At 62.5% G+C, this 19,558-nt stretch carries 22 protein-coding genes; 11 read left to right on the forward strand and 11 right to left on the reverse strand.

Features of this window, described 5'->3' with window-relative positions; genetic code table 11:
• Positions 1–3: 3 nt before the first annotated feature.
• On the reverse strand, positions 4–753 hold the full coding sequence (locus NKH17_RS25945; RefSeq protein WP_352477051.1) for a TetR/AcrR family transcriptional regulator: 750 nt from the start codon (positions 751–753) through the stop codon (positions 4–6).
• Positions 754–896: 143 nt separating this feature from the next.
• On the opposite strand from NKH17_RS25945, the gene NKH17_RS25950 reads away from it, so the two are divergent.
• Both NKH17_RS25950 and NKH17_RS25955 read left to right on the forward strand, forming a co-directional pair.
• On the forward strand, positions 897–2,075 hold the full coding sequence (locus NKH17_RS25950; protein WP_352899501.1) for an HlyD family secretion protein: 1,179 nt from the start codon (positions 897–899) through the stop codon (positions 2,073–2,075).
• A gap of 22 nt (positions 2,076–2,097) precedes the next feature.
• Entirely contained in the window at positions 2,098–3,690 is a 1,593-nt protein-coding gene (locus tag NKH17_RS25955) for a DHA2 family efflux MFS transporter permease subunit (RefSeq protein ID WP_502895625.1), read from the forward strand.
• Between the two features lie 213 nt (positions 3,691–3,903).
• Here NKH17_RS25955 and msrB read toward each other — a convergent pair whose 3' ends face one another.
• The 4 genes from msrB to NKH17_RS25975 form a co-directional block, all read right to left on the reverse strand.
• Positions 3,904–4,404, reverse strand: a complete 501-nt coding sequence (gene msrB, locus NKH17_RS25960; RefSeq protein ID WP_254815891.1) for a peptide-methionine (R)-S-oxide reductase MsrB — start codon at positions 4,402–4,404, stop codon at positions 3,904–3,906.
• A gap of 170 nt (positions 4,405–4,574) precedes the next feature.
• A complete protein-coding gene (locus NKH17_RS25965; RefSeq protein WP_352899504.1) occupies positions 4,575–5,132 on the reverse strand; it encodes a fasciclin domain-containing protein in 558 nt (185 codons plus the stop codon).
• Between the two features lie 205 nt (positions 5,133–5,337).
• Entirely contained in the window at positions 5,338–6,042 is a 705-nt protein-coding gene (locus NKH17_RS25970; RefSeq protein WP_352899545.1) for an anti-sigma factor, read from the reverse strand.
• A complete protein-coding gene (locus NKH17_RS25975) occupies positions 6,039–6,578 on the reverse strand; it encodes a sigma-70 family RNA polymerase sigma factor (protein ID WP_352897646.1) in 540 nt (179 codons plus the stop codon). The genes NKH17_RS25970 and NKH17_RS25975 overlap by 4 nt, the downstream gene beginning before the upstream one ends.
• A 126-nt stretch (positions 6,579–6,704) precedes the next feature.
• Between NKH17_RS25975 and NKH17_RS25980 the strand changes: the two genes are divergently transcribed.
• Together NKH17_RS25980 and argB are read left to right on the forward strand one after the other, a co-directional pair.
• Positions 6,705–8,201: an amidase gene (locus NKH17_RS25980; RefSeq protein WP_352899507.1), complete on the forward strand. Its 1,497-nt coding sequence runs from the start codon at positions 6,705–6,707 to the stop codon at positions 8,199–8,201.
• A 156-nt stretch (positions 8,202–8,357) separates the two neighbouring features.
• Complete coding sequence (gene argB / locus NKH17_RS25985; RefSeq protein ID WP_023677482.1) at positions 8,358–9,251, forward strand: acetylglutamate kinase; 894 nt, start codon at positions 8,358–8,360, stop codon at positions 9,249–9,251.
• A gap of 19 nt (positions 9,252–9,270) precedes the next feature.
• Here the strand turns inward: argB and bchE are convergent, their stop codons facing one another.
• Positions 9,271–10,809, reverse strand: coding sequence for a magnesium-protoporphyrin IX monomethyl ester anaerobic oxidative cyclase (bchE, locus tag NKH17_RS25990; RefSeq protein WP_352899509.1), 1,539 nt, complete (start codon positions 10,807–10,809; stop codon positions 9,271–9,273).
• A gap of 102 nt (positions 10,810–10,911) precedes the next feature.
• Positions 10,912–11,388, reverse strand: coding sequence for an Lrp/AsnC family transcriptional regulator (locus NKH17_RS25995; protein WP_352506020.1), 477 nt, complete (start codon positions 11,386–11,388; stop codon positions 10,912–10,914).
• A gap of 140 nt (positions 11,389–11,528) precedes the next feature.
• Here NKH17_RS25995 and phhA point away from each other — a divergent pair, with 140 nt between their 5' ends.
• Complete coding sequence (phhA, locus tag NKH17_RS26000; protein WP_254815886.1) at positions 11,529–12,362, forward strand: phenylalanine 4-monooxygenase; 834 nt, start codon at positions 11,529–11,531, stop codon at positions 12,360–12,362.
• Here the strand turns inward: phhA and NKH17_RS26005 are convergent.
• Positions 12,357–12,857, reverse strand: coding sequence for a MarR family winged helix-turn-helix transcriptional regulator (locus NKH17_RS26005; RefSeq protein ID WP_352899512.1), 501 nt, complete (start codon positions 12,855–12,857; stop codon positions 12,357–12,359). The two genes, phhA and NKH17_RS26005, sit on opposite strands and share 6 nt — an antisense overlap.
• A 93-nt stretch (positions 12,858–12,950) precedes the next feature.
• Between NKH17_RS26005 and NKH17_RS26010 the strand changes: the two genes are divergently transcribed.
• On the forward strand, positions 12,951–13,118 hold the full coding sequence (locus NKH17_RS26010) for a hypothetical protein (protein WP_352899515.1): 168 nt from the start codon (positions 12,951–12,953) through the stop codon (positions 13,116–13,118).
• 69 nt (positions 13,119–13,187) lie between these two features.
• Here NKH17_RS26010 and NKH17_RS26015 read toward each other — a convergent pair whose 3' ends face one another.
• Positions 13,188–13,949, reverse strand: coding sequence for a GGDEF domain-containing protein (locus NKH17_RS26015; protein ID WP_352477038.1), 762 nt, complete (start codon positions 13,947–13,949; stop codon positions 13,188–13,190).
• Between the two features lie 161 nt (positions 13,950–14,110).
• On the opposite strand from NKH17_RS26015, the gene NKH17_RS26020 reads away from it, so the two are divergent.
• Positions 14,111–14,818: a pyrimidine 5'-nucleotidase gene (locus NKH17_RS26020; protein WP_352477037.1), complete on the forward strand. Its 708-nt coding sequence runs from the start codon at positions 14,111–14,113 to the stop codon at positions 14,816–14,818.
• Between the two features lie 33 nt (positions 14,819–14,851).
• Here the strand turns inward: NKH17_RS26020 and NKH17_RS26025 are convergent, their stop codons facing one another.
• Positions 14,852–15,691: an LOG family protein gene (locus tag NKH17_RS26025; RefSeq protein ID WP_352477036.1), complete on the reverse strand. Its 840-nt coding sequence runs from the start codon at positions 15,689–15,691 to the stop codon at positions 14,852–14,854.
• A gap of 145 nt (positions 15,692–15,836) precedes the next feature.
• On the opposite strand from NKH17_RS26025, the gene dapD reads away from it, so the two are divergent.
• From dapD to NKH17_RS26045, 4 genes are all read left to right on the forward strand, one after another.
• Positions 15,837–16,691 carry a 2,3,4,5-tetrahydropyridine-2,6-dicarboxylate N-succinyltransferase gene (gene dapD / locus NKH17_RS26030; protein WP_352506026.1) on the forward strand — a complete coding sequence of 285 codons (855 nt, stop codon included), beginning with the start codon at positions 15,837–15,839 and terminating at the stop codon, positions 16,689–16,691.
• Between the two features lie 30 nt (positions 16,692–16,721).
• The gene (locus NKH17_RS26035) at positions 16,722–17,099 is read left to right on the forward strand and encodes a DUF805 domain-containing protein (protein ID WP_352455974.1); all 378 of its coding nucleotides are present in this window, start codon (positions 16,722–16,724) and stop codon (positions 17,097–17,099) included.
• Positions 17,100–17,120: 21 nt separating this feature from the next.
• A complete protein-coding gene (locus tag NKH17_RS26040; RefSeq protein ID WP_352899518.1) occupies positions 17,121–17,909 on the forward strand; it encodes a hypothetical protein in 789 nt (262 codons plus the stop codon).
• Positions 17,910–18,142: 233 nt separating this feature from the next.
• The gene (locus NKH17_RS26045) at positions 18,143–19,243 is read left to right on the forward strand and encodes a GGDEF domain-containing protein (protein ID WP_352477032.1); all 1,101 of its coding nucleotides are present in this window, start codon (positions 18,143–18,145) and stop codon (positions 19,241–19,243) included.
• Here the strand turns inward: NKH17_RS26045 and NKH17_RS26050 are convergent.
• On the reverse strand, positions 19,213–19,464 hold the full coding sequence (locus tag NKH17_RS26050) for a hypothetical protein (RefSeq protein WP_352477031.1): 252 nt from the start codon (positions 19,462–19,464) through the stop codon (positions 19,213–19,215). The two genes, NKH17_RS26045 and NKH17_RS26050, sit on opposite strands and share 31 nt — an antisense overlap.
• Positions 19,465–19,558: the final 94 nt, after the last annotated feature.

Here is a 19,558-nt window from a genome sequence, read left to right on the forward strand (position 1 = left end):
TGGTCAGGCGGGACTGGAGGCCCGTTCCTGCTCTGCAAGCTGTTCTGTGCCGTAGGCCTTCAGGAACACGTCGACGCCCGACCTGACGATATGTTCGATCTCGGCCACACTTGGCGCCTTGGTGCGATAGGCGAATATGCACTGGCGGAAAAGACCGGCTAGGCACAGTTCGGTGAACTGATAGGCGGCAAGCTCGACGTCGTCGATCGTCAGCAGACCGCGTTCGATAGCCATGTTGAGGAAAACGACAACCCTGTCATGGCCGCGCTTCGGCCCGCGTTCGTAAAATCGCGCGCCAAGCTCCGGAATCCGTTCCGACGCACCGATCACCGTCCGCTGCGCCAGGATGACCCTAGCCGAAGTGATCTTCATGGATAGTACGATGCCAAACTTCACCAGCGTCTCGCGAAGGTCGCCGATCTGGTCGAGCACCTCATACATGTTCTTGAAGATCGTGCCGCGTTCTTCCTCGATCAGCGCTTCGAACAGCTCTTCCTTGTTGGCGAAGTAGACATAGATCGTGCCCTTGGACACGCCGGCCTCGCGCGTAATGTCGTTCATCGACGCGGCTTCGAAGCCCTTGTCGATGAAGACACGGCGCGCACCCTCGATGATCTGGCTGCGCTTGACCGGGTCTTGCCCCGCGGCCGGGCGGCCGCGCGGCAGGCTGTCCAGCAGATCGCACTGCTCCTTGCCAGCGCTGGACAATGGGCCTGAATCAGACAAAGGAGCGGCCTTGGGGGCTTCGGCCATAATGTCACACCTCGTAAAATAATTCGAACCATCCGGTTCGATTGCTCTTGATATGGGCCTGTTTAAGCGCTAAGTCAACGTCGATATCGAACCGAACGGTTCAGTCTGACAACATTCAGCGCCAGTTAATTTAGAGAGATATCATGTCCTCGAACGCGCCCACCAGTGCCGAAGTCCGCCCTTTCCCCAGTGCTAAGGTCCAGCCTGCGATCGAAGCGCCGGAAGCCCCTCTCAAGCCCGCCGACATCACCCCGCTGGCTCCCGCCAAAAAGAAGCGCCCGATGCGCTCGATGTTGTTGCCCATCATCGGCCTGGCCCTGCTGGGCGCCGGCGCATGGTATGGCTACGATTACTGGACCGACGGGCGCTTCATGATCTCGACCGACGACGCCTATGTCCAGGCCGACACGGCGTTCATCTCGCCAAAAATCTCGGGCTATGTCGATCAGGTCAAAGTGACCGAAAACCAACAGGTGAAGGCCGGCGACCCGCTGCTGATCGTCGATGACGGTGATTACAAGATAGCCGTTGCCCAGGCCGAGGCGCAGATCGCCACGTTGAGTAAGACGCTCGACCGCATCGATGCCCAGACCGAAGCGGCCCGCGCCTCGCTCAAGCAGGCGCAGGCGCAGAAGGCCGCCGACCAGGCCGCGGCCGACAATGCGAAGCGGGTTCAGGTCCGTGCCGCCCAGTTGCTCAAGACCCGCGTCGGTACCCAGGCCCAGTTGGACGACGCCCAGACGGCGGTCGAGCAAGCCAATGCCGCACTAGCCGGCGCCGACGCGCAGATCGCGGCGGCTCAGGCCAATATCGGCGTGCTCGAGGCGCAGCGGGCGGAATCGGCCAGCACGCTGGCCTCGCTGCAGCTTGCCCACGACAAGGCTGTGCGGGATCTGTCCTTCACCGTACTGCGCGCACCCTATGACGGCGTGGTCGGCAACCGCTCGGTCGAGCAGGGCGACCTGATCAGCCCCGGACAGAAGCTCGCCGTCATCGTGCCAATGGACAAGCTCTACATCGTCGCCAATTTCAAGGAGACGCAACTTGCCCGGCTGGTGCCTGGTGAAAAGGTCAGGGTGTCGGTCGACGCGATCGACGGCCAGGACTTCGAGGGTACCGTGTCGTCGCTGGCGCCGGCTTCGGGAGCAGTGTTCTCGCTGCTGCCGCCGGAGAACGCCACAGGCAATTTCACCAAGGTGGTGCAGCGCGTTCCGGTTCGCATCGACGTGCCCGCGGATGTGCTGAAGACGGGCAAACTGCGCGCCGGCCTGAGCGTCGTCGTCGCCGTCGACAGCCGCACCGCGCCTTCGGCATCGAAGTAAAGCGGAACCGGGAGCAAGGGTCATGGCGACCGCAACCATTACCGCCGGATCGGTGTCGGCCATCCCGGCCCAGACAGATCACATGCCGATCCGCCGCGTCATCGCCTTCCTGGCGATGGTGTTCGGCATGTTCATGGCGATCCTGGACATCCAGATCGTCTCAGCCTCGCTGGCCGAGATCCAGGCGGGCTTGAGCGCCAGCTCGGACGAGATCCCGTGGGTGCAGACGGCCTATCTGATTGCCGAGGTCGTGATGATCCCGCTGTCCGGCTTCCTCAGCCGGATGCTGTCGACGCGCGTGCTGTTCACAATCTCGGCGGCGGGCTTCACCGCGGCCAGCGCGCTCGCGGCAACCGCAACCAATATCGACCAGATGATTGTTTACCGCGCCGTGCAGGGCTTCATCGGCGGCGGCATGATCCCGAGCGTCTTTGCAGCCGCTTTCACCATCTTCCCGCCGTCCCGCCGCGCCGTCGTCTCGCCGATGATCGGCCTGGTGGCGACGCTGGCGCCGACCATCGGCCCGACCGTCGGCGGCTATATCAGCCATGCCATGTCCTGGCACTGGCTGTTCCTGGTCAACGTCGTGCCCGGCATTCTGGTGACGACAGCCGCCTGGTCGCTGATCGACTTCGACAAACCCAATCTCAAGCTGTTCAGCAAGTTCGACTGGTGGGGGCTTGCCGGCATGGCCGCTTTCCTGGGCTGCATGGAATATGTGCTGGAGGAAGGCCCCAACAACGACTGGCTGCAGGATCAGGCGGTGTTCGTCTGCGCCGTCATCATGACCTTCGGCGCGGTGCTGTTCTTCTGGCGCGTGTTCACCGCCGAGGAGCCGATTGTCGATCTGAGGGCTTTCAGCAATATCAATTTTGCGTTCGGCTCGCTGTTCTCCTTCGTGGTCGGCATCGGCCTCTACGGTCTGACCTATCTTTATCCCGTGTTCCTGGGGCGCATCCGCGGCTACGATTCGATGATGATCGGCGAGGCGCTGTTCGTCAGCGGCCTGGCCATGTTCTTCACCGCGCCGATCTCCGGCATCCTGTCGAACAAGATGGACCCGCGCATCATGATGATGATCGGCTTCTTCGGCTTCGCCACGGGAACCTGGTGGATGACGCATCTCACCGCCGACTGGGATTTCTACGAACTGCTGATCCCGCAGATCCTGCGCGGCTGCTCGATGATGCTGTGCATGGTGCCGATCAACAACATTGCGCTCGGAACCTTGCCGCCGGAGCGGCTGAAGAATGCGTCTGGCCTGTTCAACCTGACCCGCAATCTCGGCGGCGCCGTCGGCCTGGCCGTCATCAACACCGTGCTGATCGACCGCAATGCCTTCCACTACGCCAGGCTCTCCGAGCACGTGCAATGGGGAAGTGCCGCTGCGCAGCAGAAGCTGCAGAACATGACGCTCAACTTCGAGCAGACCGCCGGGCTCGACGCCTCCAAGGCGGCCATCTCCAAACTGTCAGGCATGGTCCAGCAGCAGGCGTCGCTGCTGTCGTTCATGGACGTATTCTTCATGCTGACGGTTTTGTTCGCGACGCTTGGGCTCTTCACCCTGGTGATCCGCAAGCCAGCCGCTCAGGGCGGCGGTGGCGGAGGCCATTGAGGCGCGCTGGATCCCCCGCCTGGCGCCCTCGCGCATGACCCCCAAAAGCGATTTTCGGGGTCATGCGCAAAATCAACCATTACGAGGTCTTGGAGCGGCGGACACTCCACCGCTCCAACTTTTTGTTTGAGCATCGGATTTTCCCAAAACCGCTTCGCACTTTTGGGTCCGATGCTCTAGCGCGCTCCGACAAAGTAAGGGTCGCAGCCGTCCTCACGCCGTCGCCGGCTTAAAGGTCAAGGCGACGCCATTGATGCAGTGTCGCAACCCGGTCGGCGGCGGACCGTCGTCGAAGACGTGGCCGAGATGGCCGCCGCAGCGGCGACAATGGACCTCGGTGCGGGTCATGCCCAACGATCTGTCCACGGTCTTGCCGATGGAATTCGGGATTTCCTGCCAGAAGCTCGGCCAGCCTGTGCCGGAATCGAACTTGGTCTCAGACGAATAGACCGGCAGGCCGCAGCCGGCGCAAGCGAAGATGCCTTTGCGGTGCTCGTTGAGCAGCGGACTGGTGCCCGGATATTCGGTGCCCTCCTTGCGCAGCACATTGAAGGCCGCGTCAGACAGGATGGCGCGCCACTCGGCCTCGGTCTTGGTAACCTCGAAAGTCTCGCCCGCGCGTGCATCCTGGGCTCCGCCCATGCGCAGCGCGGTGGCGCCTGCGACAACGCCGATGGCTGCCGCACCACTCAAAAGAAGCTCGCGACGGTTCATGGCCATTCCTCCTGTTACTGCTTGTGCCAAATTCGACCGCCACACGGAAATCAAAAGCCGGTGACGATCGCTGTCCTCAAAGCGGGACTCCGCGCCTATCCATCTTGCGTGAACGGCGCGGAGTGCGCAGGGAGGCCCCTAGCGATATCTTCGCCGGCAGCGTGCGTTTGTTACATCTTCGGCAGGAGAACCTTATCGACGACGTGGATGACGCCGTTGGACTGTTCGACATCGGCGATGGTCACATTGGCGACGTTGCCATTTTCGTCGGTCACGGTGACCTTGCCGCCGTCGGTCTTGAGCGACAGTTCGCAACCACCGACCGTCTTAACCTTGTGCGTGCCGCCGTCGTGCTTGACCATCTTGGCGACGTCGGCGGCCGTCGCTTTGGCGCCGATGACATGGCAGGTCAGGATCTTGACCAGCCTGTCCTTGTTTTCAGGCTTGAGCAGCGTCTCCACCGTGCCGGCCGGAAGTGCCGCAAAGGCCTCGTTGGTCGGCGCGAACACGGTGAAGGGGCCGGCGCTTTGCAGCGTATCGACCAGGCCGCCCGCCTTGACGGCAGCGACCAGCGTCGTGTGGTCCTTCGAGTTGACCGCATTTTCGACGATGTTTTTCTGGGCATACATGGCGGCGCCGCCGACCATCGGGTTTTGGGCATAGGCAATGGTGGCGAGCGCAAAAATGGCGACCGTGCCGGCGAGCAAAAGGGTGGCGAATTTACGCATGATTTCAATCTCCTCGGGCTATCGTTCCCCTTATTCGGGAACGCAAGGAGATACGCGATAGAAAATTCCGGAGTTTCGTCCTCTCCGCAGAAAAATTGTGTCGCCGAAATTTTCCCGGCGCGGATCGACAACCACCAACAAGCTTTGCAGGCGCTTAAATCGCGGAAGATAGATTTTAAGGTCTGCTTCCGGAGATGAGAAGCGGTCAGATGCTCTTCAGATCGCCCGCTGCGACCACCGGTCCAGTCGGCTGGCCGGTCGGTGAACCCCCGGCAGGTTCAACGCTGACCGCAAGCACGGCGCCTTGCGCCAATTTCTCCTGGACGGGGGGCGGGATGGCCAAATGCGCGGTCGCGCCGGCCGGGATGACGCCCATCGACACCGGCGCCTTCTTGCCTTCGATCATCCACAATTCGAAGTCCTTGCCGGCGGCCCGCTCGCCGGAAACGTGGGAAAGACCGACCTCGTGACGGGCGGCATCGTAGACAACGAGATATTTGACGTCGCTGCCTTCGGCCGCCAGCGAGGCGACAAGCCGCGTCTGCGGCGGTTCGGTGGGCGGGCGGAAGTAAGGCACGGCGATGTAGATCGCCAGCGCTGCAATGGCGGCGGCGGCAAGACCGCGCCAGAAGCCAAGGCTCGACCAGAGGCCGGCGCGCGGCTCTGCAGCGAACAGCCGGCGGTCCAATGCTTCCTTGACCCTGATCGGAGGCTCTGTCTCCGGATAGGCGGCGGCCATCGGCGAAAGATGCGCCTCCCAGCTATCGACAAGGCGCGCGAAGGCGGCGTCCGCATCGATGCGGTGCGACGCGATCTCGCGTTCATCGGCGGCCAGCACGCCAAGAACGTATTCGGCGGCGAACAGGTCGTCGCCCCCACGTTCCGGTCCATTGTCGTCAGCCAGCGTCATCGTTCCAGGCATTCTCTCAGTTTCAACAGGCTGCGGCGCAGCCAGGTCCGCATCGTGTTCAGCGGTACGCCATAGCGCTCCGCCAGCTCGGCATAGCTTTTGCCATCCAGATAGGCGCCCCGGACGGCCGCCGCCCGGTCCTTCTCCAATTCCTCGAGACAATGGTAGATGCGCCCGGACTCACCGCCCGCCACGGCCATGGCCTCCGGCCCCGGCGCCGGATCGGCCACGTCGAGCGCGGCATCGATATAGGCGGCAGGCTCTCGCCGCGCTCTGATCCGATCGATCGCATGATTGCGCGCAATGGCCACCAGCCAGGAGATCGGGCTCAGATCCGAAACGGCGAAACGGTCCGCCTTCGTCCATATCTTGACGAAGATCTCTTGAAGCGCCTCTTCTGCATCTCCCCGATCCTTCAATACACGAAGGCAGACCCCGAAAAGTTTCGCGCTGGTCTGCCGGTAGAGCAGATCGAACGCAGCCCGGTCCTTCATCGAAGTCCGGACAATCAGGTTGCTGATGTCCTGCGGCGTCATCGGCCGCCAAATTAGGCGATTGCAATGTATTTGCAACGACTGAAATGGTCTTGCGCACCCGGCGGCCCAGCCTCGATTGCCAATGAAATCGCCGCCCGCTAGCTTGCCATGAGCGGGAGGGCGACCATGTCGATCGAGCGGGTTCTTTGGGAGCATGACGCAACCGACCAGGCCGCACTCGTGCACAAGGGAGAGCTCACACCGCAAGATCTCGTCGATGCGGCGATCGCCCGGGCCGAGGCCACCCGGCCGGAGATCAACGCCATTGCCGAACCGCTTTTTGAGGCGGCGCGGGCGCGCGCGAAAACCGTCGACCACAAGCTGCCGCTTGCCGGAGTGCCCTTTGCGCTGAAGGACCTCGGCATCGCCATGAAGGGCGTGCCGACGCATGGCGGCAGCCGCATCCCGGCCTACACCCCCGATTTCAACTCGGTCATGACGGAACGCTATCTGGCTGCCGGCCTGATCCCGATCGCCACCAGCACCGCACCCGAACACGGACTGAGGCTGGTGACCGAGTCGGTGGCTTACGGCGTCACCCGCAATCCATGGGACACCGCGCACACGACCGGCGGTTCCTCGGGCGGTGCGGCTGCCCTGGTCGCGGCCGGCGTCGTGCCGGTGGCGCACGCCTCGGACGGCGGCGGCTCGATCAGGGTGCCTGCCGCTTGTACCGGGCTGGTCGGGCTGAAAACCTCGCGCGGCCGCGTGCCCTTGACACCGCTCGTCACCGAAAGCTGGTACGGCTTCGTCGTCGACCATGCGTTGGCCCGCTCAGTGCGCGATACGGCGCTGCTGCTCGACCTGACCCACGGGGCTGACCCGCTGTCGCCCTACGCGGCACCCTCGCCGAGCGGCAGTTTTGCTGCGGCGGCCGGGCGCGATCCGGGCAAGCTCAAGCTCGCCTTCTATCGAAAATCGCCGCTCGGCCTGCCGATATCGGAAGAGACGTTGAAAGCTCTGGATGCGGCGATCGCGCTGGCGCGCGAAGGCGGGCACAGCGTCGAGGAGATCGACCTGCCCTATATCGATCGCGATTTCATCGCCGATTTCGCCAGAACCGTCGCCGCGGCGGTGGCCGGCACGATGCGTGGCGAGGCCTTGCGCGTCGGCCGCTCCATCTCAGGCGAAATCGAACGGGCCACGCGCGTGATGAGCCGGTTCGGTGAAATCCTCTCGGCCGGCGAAATCTACGCCGGCCTGCAGCGGCTGCACGCCGCCTCGCGCCGGCTTATCACCGAAACCGCGCGCTATGATGCGGTGCTGATGCCTGTCATCGCGCACCCGCCGCTCGCCTGCGGCACCATGGACCCGAAAGGCGTCGACGAGTTCATCGAGAATGTCCTGGACAGACTGCGCCTCGCCGGCCTGCTGAAGTTCAAGCCGCTATTTGGCCAGCTGATGGACAAGAGCCTCTGGTTCACCCACTGGCCGGCGATCCAGAACGTCAGCGGGCAACCGTCGATCACGCTTCCGGTCTACGTCACCGATGCCGGCCTGCCGCTCGGCGTCCAGGCCGCCGGCCGCCCCGGCGACGAGGAAACGCTTTTGTCGTTCGCCGCGCAGATGGAAAAGATCTCGGGCTGGCTGGGACGGCGGGCGCCGCTGCAGGTGCCGGCATAGACCATGATCCCGAAAGGTGGGAACCGGTTTTCGGACAAGATCATGGTCAAACAAATAGTAGTACCGATTTGATCGATCATGACAGCAAAGCCGTTTGCCCCCTCGTCCAATTCCCGCTAAGACGCCGCCGTTCATGCCAAGCTGGGAACCACGCCGATGACGGATGTTGCCGCCACCGCCGAAATGCAGGCCGCGCTGCTTTCAAGGGCGCTGCCCTATATGCAGCGCTACGAGAACAAGACGGTCGTGGTGAAATATGGCGGCCACGCGATGGGCGACATCGCGCTCGGCAAGGCTTTCGCCCGCGACATCGCACTTTTGAAACAATCCGGCGTCAACCCAATCGTCGTGCATGGTGGTGGGCCGCAGATCGGCGCCATGCTCAGCAAGATGGGCATCGAATCCAAATTCGAGGGCGGCTTGCGCGTCACCGACCAGAAGACCGTCGAGATTGTCGAGATGGTGCTGGCCGGGTCGATCAACAAGGAGATCGTCGCGCTGATCAATGCCGAGGGCGAGTGGGCGATCGGCCTGTGCGGCAAGGACGGCAACATGGTGTTTGCCGAAAAAGCGCGCAAGACCATGATCGATCCGGATTCCAACATCGAGCGGGTGCTCGACCTGGGCTTCGTTGGTGAGCCTGTCGAGGTCGACCGCACATTGCTCGACCTCCTGGCGCGGTCCGAAATGATCCCGGTGCTAGCGCCGGTAGCGCCCGGCCGCGACGGCCATACCTACAACATCAACGCCGACACTTTTGCCGGCGCCATCGCCGGCGCCTGCCAGGCGACGCGCCTGCTGTTCCTTACCGACGTGCCCGGCGTGCTCGACAAGGACAAGAAGCTGATCGACGAGCTGACCGTGGCCGAGGCCAAGGCCCTGATCAAGGACGGCACGGTCTCGGGCGGCATGATCCCCAAAGTCGAGACCTGCATCGAGGCAATCGAGCGCGGCGTCGCAGGCGTCGTCATCCTTAACGGCAAGACGCCGCATGCGGTGCTGCTCGAGCTGTTCACCGAACACGGCGCCGGCACGCTGATCGTGCCGTGAGGCCGGGTGTCTGAGGGGCTCAAGCGTTTGGCAAAATAGCGGTCACGGACTGACGCTGCAGGCGTTCGACAACCATCGATTCCTCTTCCTCGTCTTGCGGCGAGCCCCAGAATTCGGCGAGCGTCGGGCCATGTTTCAGGCGGCGGTCGCGGACCAGAAAGCCCCAGACTTCGCGGAACCAGACGCGGCGGCCCATTTTGGTGTACCAGCGCATCGAATGCCGTTGCTCCGGATCCTTGTGGAACAGGATACGCGCCAAGGCCTTGGGCCGCGACTGCACCGCCAGTTCGATCAGCTTGACGGCGAAGAACAACATCCACGGCTTGAGGCGGGTCATCTGCAGCACCTGGTGCTTGTAGTCCCACAGGCGGGCGTCCAGCTGGATCACCTTGCGGTCCCTGGCAATCCTGAAGAACGGCGTCCAGCGATGCGGCGTCACATAGAGCGCCTGGATCTGGTCGGGGTCATAAGCGATCAGCTGGCGGAAGCCGCGCCAGAGGTCGCGCAAGCTTTCGTCCTCGAAACCGGCCACCCAGGTCGCCATCGACAAGATGCCGTTGAGGCGCAGCAGCCGTATCGCCTCGCGGTCGGATGAGGTGCTGCCGCCCTTGCGAATCAATGCAAGCGTCTGCTGGTCGGTATTTTCCATGCCAAGCAGCCAGCGGATGACGCCGGCCTGGCGATAGAGATGCAGGCTGTCGGCGTCGCGGACGATGTCGTCGGCGCGGGTGGAGCCGACGATCAGCACCGGCACATTTTCGGCGATCATCGCGTCGAGAAAGGCGCGCCAGGCTTGTTTGGACGACGTCGGGTTCTCGTCGGCAAGGTTGATCAGCTCGACGCCATGCTCGCGGTATAGCCAGGCAATCTCCCGCGCGAATTTCATGGGGTCGCGGTGCCGCCAGCGCGTCCAGAAGCCGCGCTGGCCGCAATAGTTGCACAGATGCGGACAGCCTCGCGAGAACTGCATGACCACCGCGCGCTTGCCTCCCCAATAGCTGTAGCGACTGAAGTCGATCAGTTCCCAGCCGATGCGGTAGTCGTCTAGGCTAATGATCGTTCTTGCCGGCCGGGTTGCAAAGGGCTGGCGCAAATCGTCAGGAAAGGCGATGCCCGCCACATCCGACAGCGGCTTGCGTTTCTCAAGCGCTTCGACCAGCGCGACGATGGTCGCGTCGCCCTCGCCGCGCACGATAAAGTCGAAAACATTCGTTTCAGCCAGTATGTCGCGCCAATGATAGGTCGGAAACACGCCGCCATAGATCAGGATTGTCGCTGGCTGGATGTCCTTGACCATGCCGGCGATCAGCAGGGCTGTCGGATGCGCAGAGGTCGAGCCGGAATGGCCGATCAGAATGCAGTCGGGATGGTCGCTCAAGGCGTCCCGGACCAGCGTGGCAAGCGCCATCGGCCCGAATTCGGCGTCCACAAGCCGCACTTGATGTCCCGCGTCGATCAGCGGACCGCCCAGTGCCAGCAAACCGAGCGGCGGCAGATGGTCGTCCGGCACACGGCTGCCGATGGCGGTATGCGGCGGGTTGATCAGGACGATTTTCATGGCGGGCCTTATGCGATCGCGGTCCGCATGTCGTAGTCGGCGATCTAGTTCCGGAGATTGGCTCGCTTCAGCAATTTGTGTGCAGCTTTTCCGCAGAAATGCCTATCGTCTGAGATGTGCCAACGGCACATGGCCGGGTCCCTTGATGTTCTGCAGCACAAGCTGCGTGTGGACGTCGCGCACGCCTTCGAGCCGCATCAGCCGGTGCATGACGAAGGCATTGAGTTCGTCGACCGACGGCACCATGACATGCAGCAGGAAATCGTAGTCTCCAGTCATCGTCCAGCACGACGACACCTCGTCCATGCGCTGCACGGCGGCGATAAAGGTTTCGGGCGAGCCGTCGCTGTGGGTCACGAGGCGCACCTGGATGAACACTTCGACCATCAGACCGACGGCGCGGCGGCTGAGCACCGCGGCGAAGCCTTTTATGATGCCCGCCTGCTGAAGAGCCTCGAAGCGCCGCGCGCAAGGTGTCGTCGACAGGCCGATCTGCTGCGCCAATTCCGATACCGGCTTGCGCCCGTCGCGCTGCAGGATGTCGAGCATCTTGATCTCGAATTCGTCAAATTGAGGCATTTTCACTCTCCCAAAGCTCGATCGTGGAGTCTTTTACCTCCAACCCTGCATTTGAGCCACCATCAAAGCTGATTTGCCTCGCGCGATCCGGCTAGAATTTCCGGCAATTCGCTGGTCATGATTTCCAGGGAGAGCAAGCCATGACAATGAATGTTGCCGACTATGCCCGCGAATGCGCGGCGCGAGGCCTTCGCGGCGATTATTCCGTCTGCCGTGCCGATTTCACCGTGGCGCAGGGCTACAATTATAGCGACGAAGAACAGGCGGTGTGGCGCACGCTGTGCGACCGCCAGACGAAGCTGACCAGGAAGCTGGCCCACCACTCCTACCTCGACGGCGTCGCGGCACTCGGCCTTCTCGACAAGATCCCGGATTTCGGTGCGGTCAGCGAGAAGCTGCGCAAGTTCACCGGCTGGGAGATCGTCGCCGTGCCGGGGCTCATCCCCGCCCAGCCGTTCTTCGACCATCTCGCCAACCGCCGCTTCCCGGTCACCAACTGGCTGCGAACCCAAAAGGAGCTCGACTACATTGTCGAGCCCGACATGTTCCACGATTTCTTCGGTCACGTGCCGATCCTGACGCAGCCGGTCTTTGCCGACTTCATGCAGATGTATGGCAAGAAGGCCGATAGCGTGATTGCGCTCGGCGGCGACGAGATGATCACCAGGCTTTACTGGTACACGGTCGAATACGGCCTGATACGCGAGCCGGGCCAGCCGCTGAAGGCTTTCGGCGCTGGGCTGATGTCATCCTTCACAGAGCTTCAGTTCGCGGTCGAAGGCGGCGAGGCGCACCATGTTCCCTTCGACTTGGAAACCGTAATGCGCACCGGCTACGAGATCGACAAGTTCCAGCGTGCCTATTTCGTGCTGCCGTCGTTCGACGCCCTGCGTGATGCTTTCGAGACCGCCGATCTTGCGGCGATCGTGGCGCGCCGCAAAGGCGAGCCAGCGCTCGACCCGGCGAGCCTATAGGGTGTCGGTTGTTTCCAACGCCTCGGCCTTCAGCCGGGCCAGTTGGTCGCGCTGAAGGTCGAGGGATGCCGTGACGAAGCGCAGGATCGTGGCGAGTTCAATGTCGCTGAATGTGGCGATCACCTTTTCCCCCTCCTGCGCGATCGCGCCATAATAGCGCGTCGATAGTTCTCGCGTGAGTTCCGTCGCCTCTATGACCACCTTGCGCCTGTCCTCGAGGCTGCGCGTTCGTGTCAGCAGGCCGCGCGCTTCCAGCCGGTCGATCAGCGCGGTGACCGCAGCCGGCGTCAACCCTGTTGCGGCCGCGACCTCGCCAGCCGATCGCGGGCTGCCATAGAGCAGCGCCAAGCAATGGCGTTCCGCCATGCTCAGCCCAAGCCTATCGCCCACTGCGTCGTCATAAGCCTGCGTCGCGTCCTGCCAACCCATAATGGCAAGGCTGATAGCGGTCTTCATGTCTGCCCGATTCATGCTTGACGAATTTATTTCGATCATCTAACTATCAATCCGCCTAACATTATGGCTATTATAGTAATGTGCTGCATCGGGCACAAGGCAAGGCCTATCGCAGCCTGCAGGGAGTGAAAAATGAATCAGACCCCGACGCGCGGCTTACTCACACCGGCTGAGGAGTTCAAATACGCCAAGCTGGCGATGGAGTGGTATGGCTGGGGCTCTCCCATTGGCCTTGGCATCGCTCTGGTCGCACTGGCGGCCGCCGCCCTGCTGTTCCGCATCGCCATACTCGGATTTTGACAGTCTGGCCACGGCGCGGTTGAATGCAGACAGGGTGGAACTCTCCCAGCGGAAGGCTCAGGGCCGAACTCAGGCGGCTTCGGAAATATCGCGGTCGATGATCGACAGATTGCGGCCGCGATGCTTGGCCTCGTAAAGCCGCTGGTCGGCGGCGCGCATCAGCTCCGACACTGCGGCGTCCCTGCCGCAGGTGATGCCGCCAATACTGACTGTCAGCGGAACCGTTCGTTCGTCGACGGGCCGGAAACGGATACGCTCGACCTCACGGCGGATGCGATCGGCGACGCGCCTGGCCTCGTGTTCGGTGGCACCAATCAGAAGGGCGCAGAATTCCTCGCCGCCGATGCGCCCAAGCACGTCGCCGCTGCGCACGCCACGCTCTATCGCCTTTGCGATCAGGAGCAGCGCATCGTCGCCGATCAGATGGCCGTAGCTGTCGTTGATGGTCTTGAAATGGTCGGCATCGACGATCAGCAATGCCCCGCGATCGGACTTACGCCGAGAGCCGTCGAGGGCGGCAAAGAAACTTTCGCGGTTGAGCATGCCGGTCATGTCGTCGCGGCTCGCCTTGTCCGCCAGGCGCCGGTGCGCGGCTGCAAGCTGGGCATGATTGCGAGCAAGGTCGCGGTGCGCGTTCTTCACCCTTTCGCTTTGCCAGAATGCATAGGCGCCGGCGCCCCAGGCCAGAACGAGTGGGCACAGGGTGGATGCCAGCCAGATGGTGCGATTGATCGAAAATCCCATCGCCGGCACAACGATCAGCGTCAGCAGAAGCGAGGCGGCGACGGAGGCGAAAGCGATGGCGGCAGACTTTAGAAATATGTGATTCATCGCTGGCTCCCACTGCTCCGTCTTGGTGTCAGCAAGCGCTGAATGCCACCTTTCGGCGATGCTTAAAATGTTAATCGTTTCGCCATTTTCACCACTCTTGGCGCGCATAGGTTGTGGATAAACCTCCTGTTAGAAAGATCGTTTCGTGCCATAAGGACGGTATGACCACACTTCCCGACCCCGCCCGCTTTGCCCATGTCACCGACTGGGTGTTCGATCTCGACAACACGCTTTACCCGCACCATTCGAATCTGTTCTCGCAGATCGATGTGAAGATGACCGCCTACGTCGGAGAATTGCTGACGCTGCCGCGCGAGGAAGCACGCAAGCTGCAAAAGGAGCTCTACCGCGAATACGGCACGACACTGAACGGATTGATGACGCGCCACGGCATCGACCCCGACGATTTTCTCGAGAAAGTGCACGACATCGATTATTCTTGGCTGGTGCCCGATCCCGTCCTCGGCACCGCCATTCGCCAGCTTCCCGGCCGTAAATTCATCTTCACCAATGGCGATCGCCGGCATGCCGAACGCACCGCGCGGCAGCTGGGCATTCTCGAGCATTTCGACGATATTTTCGATATCGTCGCAGCCGGACTGAACCCCAAGCCGGCGCGGCAATCCTATGAGAGATTTGCCGAACTCCATGCCGTTACCGGGCAAAATGCGGTGATGTTCGAAGATCTCGCCCGCAACCTGTCGGTACCGAAATCGCTGGGCATGACCACGGTGCTGGTGGTGCCGCGCAATTTCGAGCCGACCTTCTCGGAAATTTGGGAACGCGACCCGGCCAACGAGGATGATGTGGACTTCGTCACCGACGATCTCGCCGGCTTTCTCACGGCGATCGTCGAAGTCCCTGCTTGAGGCAGCCTGCGCGCTTCAAGTCCTGCTTGCTTGTCAAAGTTTATAGAAGCGGCTGACGATCCCCCAGGCCTCGTCGGCGGTCTCGACAAAATCGATGATATCCTGGTCGCCGGGAGTGATCGTGCCTTGCTCGGCGAGGAAATCGAGGTCGATTGCCCTTTCCCAGAAAGCCTTGCCGAACAGAATGACCGGCACGCGTTCCATGCGGCCGGTCTGGATCAGGGTCAGCGTTTCGAAGAACTCGTCCATCGTGCCGAAGCCGCCGGGAAATACCGCAACGGCCTTGGCACGCATGACAAAATGCATCTTGCGGACCGCGAAATAGTGGAAGTTGAAGCAGAGTTCCGGCGTCACGTAGGCGTTTGGCGCCTGCTCGTGCGGCAGCACGATGTTGAGACCGATCGACGGCGCGCCAACATCGTCGGCGCCACGATTGCCGGCCTCCATGACGCCCGGCCCGCCGCCGGTCACCACGACGAATTCGCGATAGTACGAGGTGGCCGACTGCTGTGAGCAGAGGCGGGCGAATTTGCGCGCCTCCTCGTAATATTTGCTGTTTTGCTCGAGGTTCTTCTTCTGCGTCTCGTTCTTGGCCGCCCAGGCTTCGCCGCCGGGCTCGGGAATGCGGGCGCCGCCGAACAGGATGACGGTCGATTGGATGCCGCGCTCGGCCAGGATCATCTCCGGTTTCAGCAGTTCGAGCTGCAGCCTGACCGCGCGCAACTCGCGCCGCGTCATGAAATCGGGGTCGTTCCAGGCCAGCCGATATGTCTCCGCGCGCGTTTGCGGCGTGTCCGGCACGCTTCTCGACCGCTCCAGATCCTCGTCCGAATGCGGCAGCGGCGTCCATCCCGCCTTTTCCATGGGAGTCATATTTGCTTTACCCGTCCAATCATTCACTTGCGCCGTCCCGTGACGCTGCCGCGATTGACCCTCCCCAAGCCTTCACATAGGGTCCGCGCGACTTTCAAACAGGTTAAGGCGCCGGCCCTTAACAGCTTGGTAATGGAGCGAATTCATGTCGAAGCACGATCTCGCGAGCCTCGAGGAGATCATCGAGAACGCCTTCGAGGAACGCGACACGATTTCGACCGCAACCCGCGGCGAGACGCGCGAGGCCATCCAATCGGCGCTCGACCTGCTCGACCGGGGCGTCGCCCGCGTCGCCGAGCGGCAGGCCGACGGCAAATGGCACGTCAACCAGTGGCTGAAGAAAGCGGTGCTGCTGTCCTTCCGGCTCAACCCGATGGAGATCATCAAGGGTGGTCCTGGTCAGGCGGTTTGGTGGGACAAGGTGCCCTCGAAGTTCGACGGCTGGAGCGCCGTCGATTTCGAGAAGGCCGGCTTCCGCGCCGTGCCGTCGTCGATCGTGCGCCGCTCCGCCTATGTCGCGCCGGGCGCCGTGCTGATGCCGTCCTTCGTCAATGTCGGCGCCTATGTCGACAGCGGCACCATGGTCGACACCTGGGCTTCGGTCGGCTCCTGCGCCCAGATCGGCAAGAATGTGCATCTGTCGGGCGGTGTCGGCATCGGCGGTGTGCTGGAGCCGATGCAGGCGGGTCCCACCATCATCGAGGACAACTGTTTCATCGGCGCCCGTTCCGAAGTGGTCGAAGGCTGCATTGTGCGCGAAGGCTCGGTGCTCGGCATGGGCGTCTTCATCGGCCAGTCGACCAAGATCGTCGACCGCGCCACCGGCGAGATCTTCTACGGCGAGGTGCCGCCTAATTCCGTCGTCGTCGCCGGCTCGCTGCCCGGCAAGCCTTTTCCAAACAACGAGCCCGGCCCCAGCCTCTACTGCGCCGTCATCGTCAAGCGGGTCGACGCCAGGACCCGTTCCAAGACCTCGATCAACGAATTGCTGCGCGATTGATCTTTCTCAACGAATACGGACGGAATTCGCTTGCCTGATAGATCAGACCTCATCTGGCTTTTCTTCAAAGCTTCGGGCCGCGTCAGCCGCGCGGCCTATTTTCTTGGAGGATTGCTGGTGGCCATCATACAGGCCTTCCCGCTCTACCGTTTCACGCTGGTGCCGGAAGGCACCACCGAGAGCAACATGTGGTCGTTTATTTTCTTCATCGCCTTCATTGCCTCGCTTTGGTCGAACGTGGTGCTGGCGGTCAAGCGGTTGCACGACCTCGACAAGCCGGGCGTTGCGGCGCTGGTGCTTTTCGTGCCGGTTGTCTCGATCATCGCTTTCCTGGTGCTTTGCCTGTTTCCAGGGCAACCCGGCCCCAACCGCTACGGCAAGCGCACCAATGCCCCGGCTGAACCCTGAGCGCCGATCGGACATTTCGTCATGCGCTACCGCTCGCTTGATCCGAAACTGATCCTCGAAACCGCCGAACGGCTGGAAGGGCGCATCGCCGAGCGCTTTCCCGATGCAGGCTTGCGCGGCGTCGCCGCCGAGCTGGTGTCGCTGTCGCGCGATCTGGCAAAGGCAGCCAAGGCGCTGGAGGCGCCGATCTGGTGGCTGCGCGGCCTCATCATCGCCGCCTTCGTCGCCGGAGCGCTGATGTTCCTGTTCGTCGGCACAATCCTGCCGCTTGGCCGCATCTCGGGAAACCACGATGCCTTCCAGTCGGTGCAAGGAATCGAAGCCTCCCTCAACGTGATCATCCTCGCGGTGCTGGGCTTCCTGGCCCTGATTCGCTCCGAGGAGCGGATCAAGCGCAAGCGGGTGTTTCGCCAGCTCCACGGGTTGCGGTCGCTGATCCATGTCATCGACATGCACCAGCTGACCAAGGATCCGGCCGCACTTTCACCCAGTTTCAAGCCGACTGCCCATTCGCCAGCCCGCATCACCAACGCCGCCGACCTTGCCCGCTATCTCGACTACTGCTCCGAAATGCTGTCGATCACCGGCAAGATCGCCGCGCTGTTCGCGCAATCGGTGAATGACGCCGTGGTCATCGACGGCGTCAACGACATCGAGAAACTGGCTTCGAACCTCTCGCGAAAGATCTGGCAGAAGATCACGCTGATCGAAACCCCTCATGGGCAGCCGGCACGTGCGGCGAAGACCGATCCCGAGCCGGGTCCGCCGCGTCGGCCTGCAATCCGCAGACGACCGGGGCCGGCAAGCTAAAACCGGCGACCCGGCGGCAGATCCGCTAGAGCGGCAGAGCGGGGAGTTCCGAAAGCCCGGTTTTGCGCCGGATGCTCTAAGCGAATGTTAATCACCCTGGCCCAGCATGCCGGCGAAGACTGTGTCGACCGGCACGGAGCGCTCGACTGGCAAGCGACCTATCCCTGATCACCGAGGAGCCGCGCAAAACGTGGAGCGCCGCCGCTCGCCTGTTTGCCTGGTTCTCTTCGCCAATGAAATTGGAACCGGAAGCTGTCCGCGCCCGGCTTCTCGACACCACCTTCGACCGCAAATTCGCAGTCCTGTTCGGCACCATCAGCGTTCTGTTGGTTGCGGTCAGCGCCGCTCTCGCCACCGGGGATTGGTGGCCCTACGTCTGGATTGCCGCCGACCTGATGCTTTTCACCGTCCGCGTTCTGCTGATGCGGGAATGCGAGCAGGCCCGCACGCGCGGCTCGAAAGGGCCGCTGGCGGGCCTGATGGCAGCCAGCGGCGTCTGGTCGGTCGTCTTCGGCCTCGGCTGCTATGGCTGTGTTGCCAGCGGGAATATGGCGCTTTCCGTACTTGCCGCCTTGAATGTCGCAGGCGTCGTCGGCGTGGTGTCGTCACGCAATGCGGCGACCCCGCGCTTCGCCATATTCGTCATGTTGGCCGTAAGCCTGCCTTACGTGGTCGGTGCATTGTTTTCTGCGGCGCCCGGAATGCCGATCGTCGGAATTCAAACGCCGTTCTATGTGGCCGGCGTCATCATCGTGCTGCTTCAGAACCACGCAATCAATGCCCGCATGATCCGCGCCGAACTGGACAATCGCGACCTGGCCATCAAGGACGCGCTGACCGGCCTGCCAAACCGCATCTTCCTGCAGGAGAAATTGCGCGACATGTGCCGCGAGCTTGCGGCGCCGGCCGCCAATGGCGGCAAGCCGTTTGCAGTGCTCAGTATGGATCTCGACGGTTTCAAACAGGTCAACGACCGTTTTGGCCACGCCGTCGGCGACGTGCTGCTGCGCAAGGTGGCCGAACGATTGAAGCGCGGCTTCCGTCCGGGGGACGTTGTCTTCCGCATTGGTGGCGATGAATTTGTCATCCTTTTGCCCGCAACCTCGGAGATCGAGGCCACCTACCTGGCAAAGCGGGCCATCGAAAAGGTCTCGGTGCCTTTCGACCTCGGGGTCGGTTCCGCCATCCATGTCGGCCTGAGCGTCGGCAGCGCCTTCGCACCCGCCGACGGCGGCGATCCGGAAATCCTGCTCACCTGTTCCGACCATGCGCTCTACGAAGCCAAGCGCACCGGCAAGGGCCGTTACTGGGCACCTGTGCGGGCTACCATCTGACGGCGACGGCTTCCGGCGACAGGCAGGGCGATCCGCTTCTCTCCTGCCCGGCCGGCCATGCCTTGCATCGCGCCGCTCTTGACCGTTGCTTGCAGCGCCTTCTCGATGCGCGGCCGCGCCAGCAAAACCATTTTTCGCCCGGCAAGTATCGGGCAGCCGCCGGCGTAGCAGCCGATACTGCCGGCACCGGCGATTACGATTGTCTTGCCATGCGTGATCATGCGATGGCCCTGCCCTGGTCGAGAGGCCTTGCCGCAATCATACGACGTGAAAACCATAATGTCGGCGGCATGTCTGGCCCTTATGTCTGGCCGT

The organism is Mesorhizobium sp. M1334 (assembly GCF_040317995.1).
In the GTDB taxonomy this organism is placed as follows: Bacteria; Pseudomonadota; Alphaproteobacteria; order Rhizobiales; family Rhizobiaceae; genus Mesorhizobium.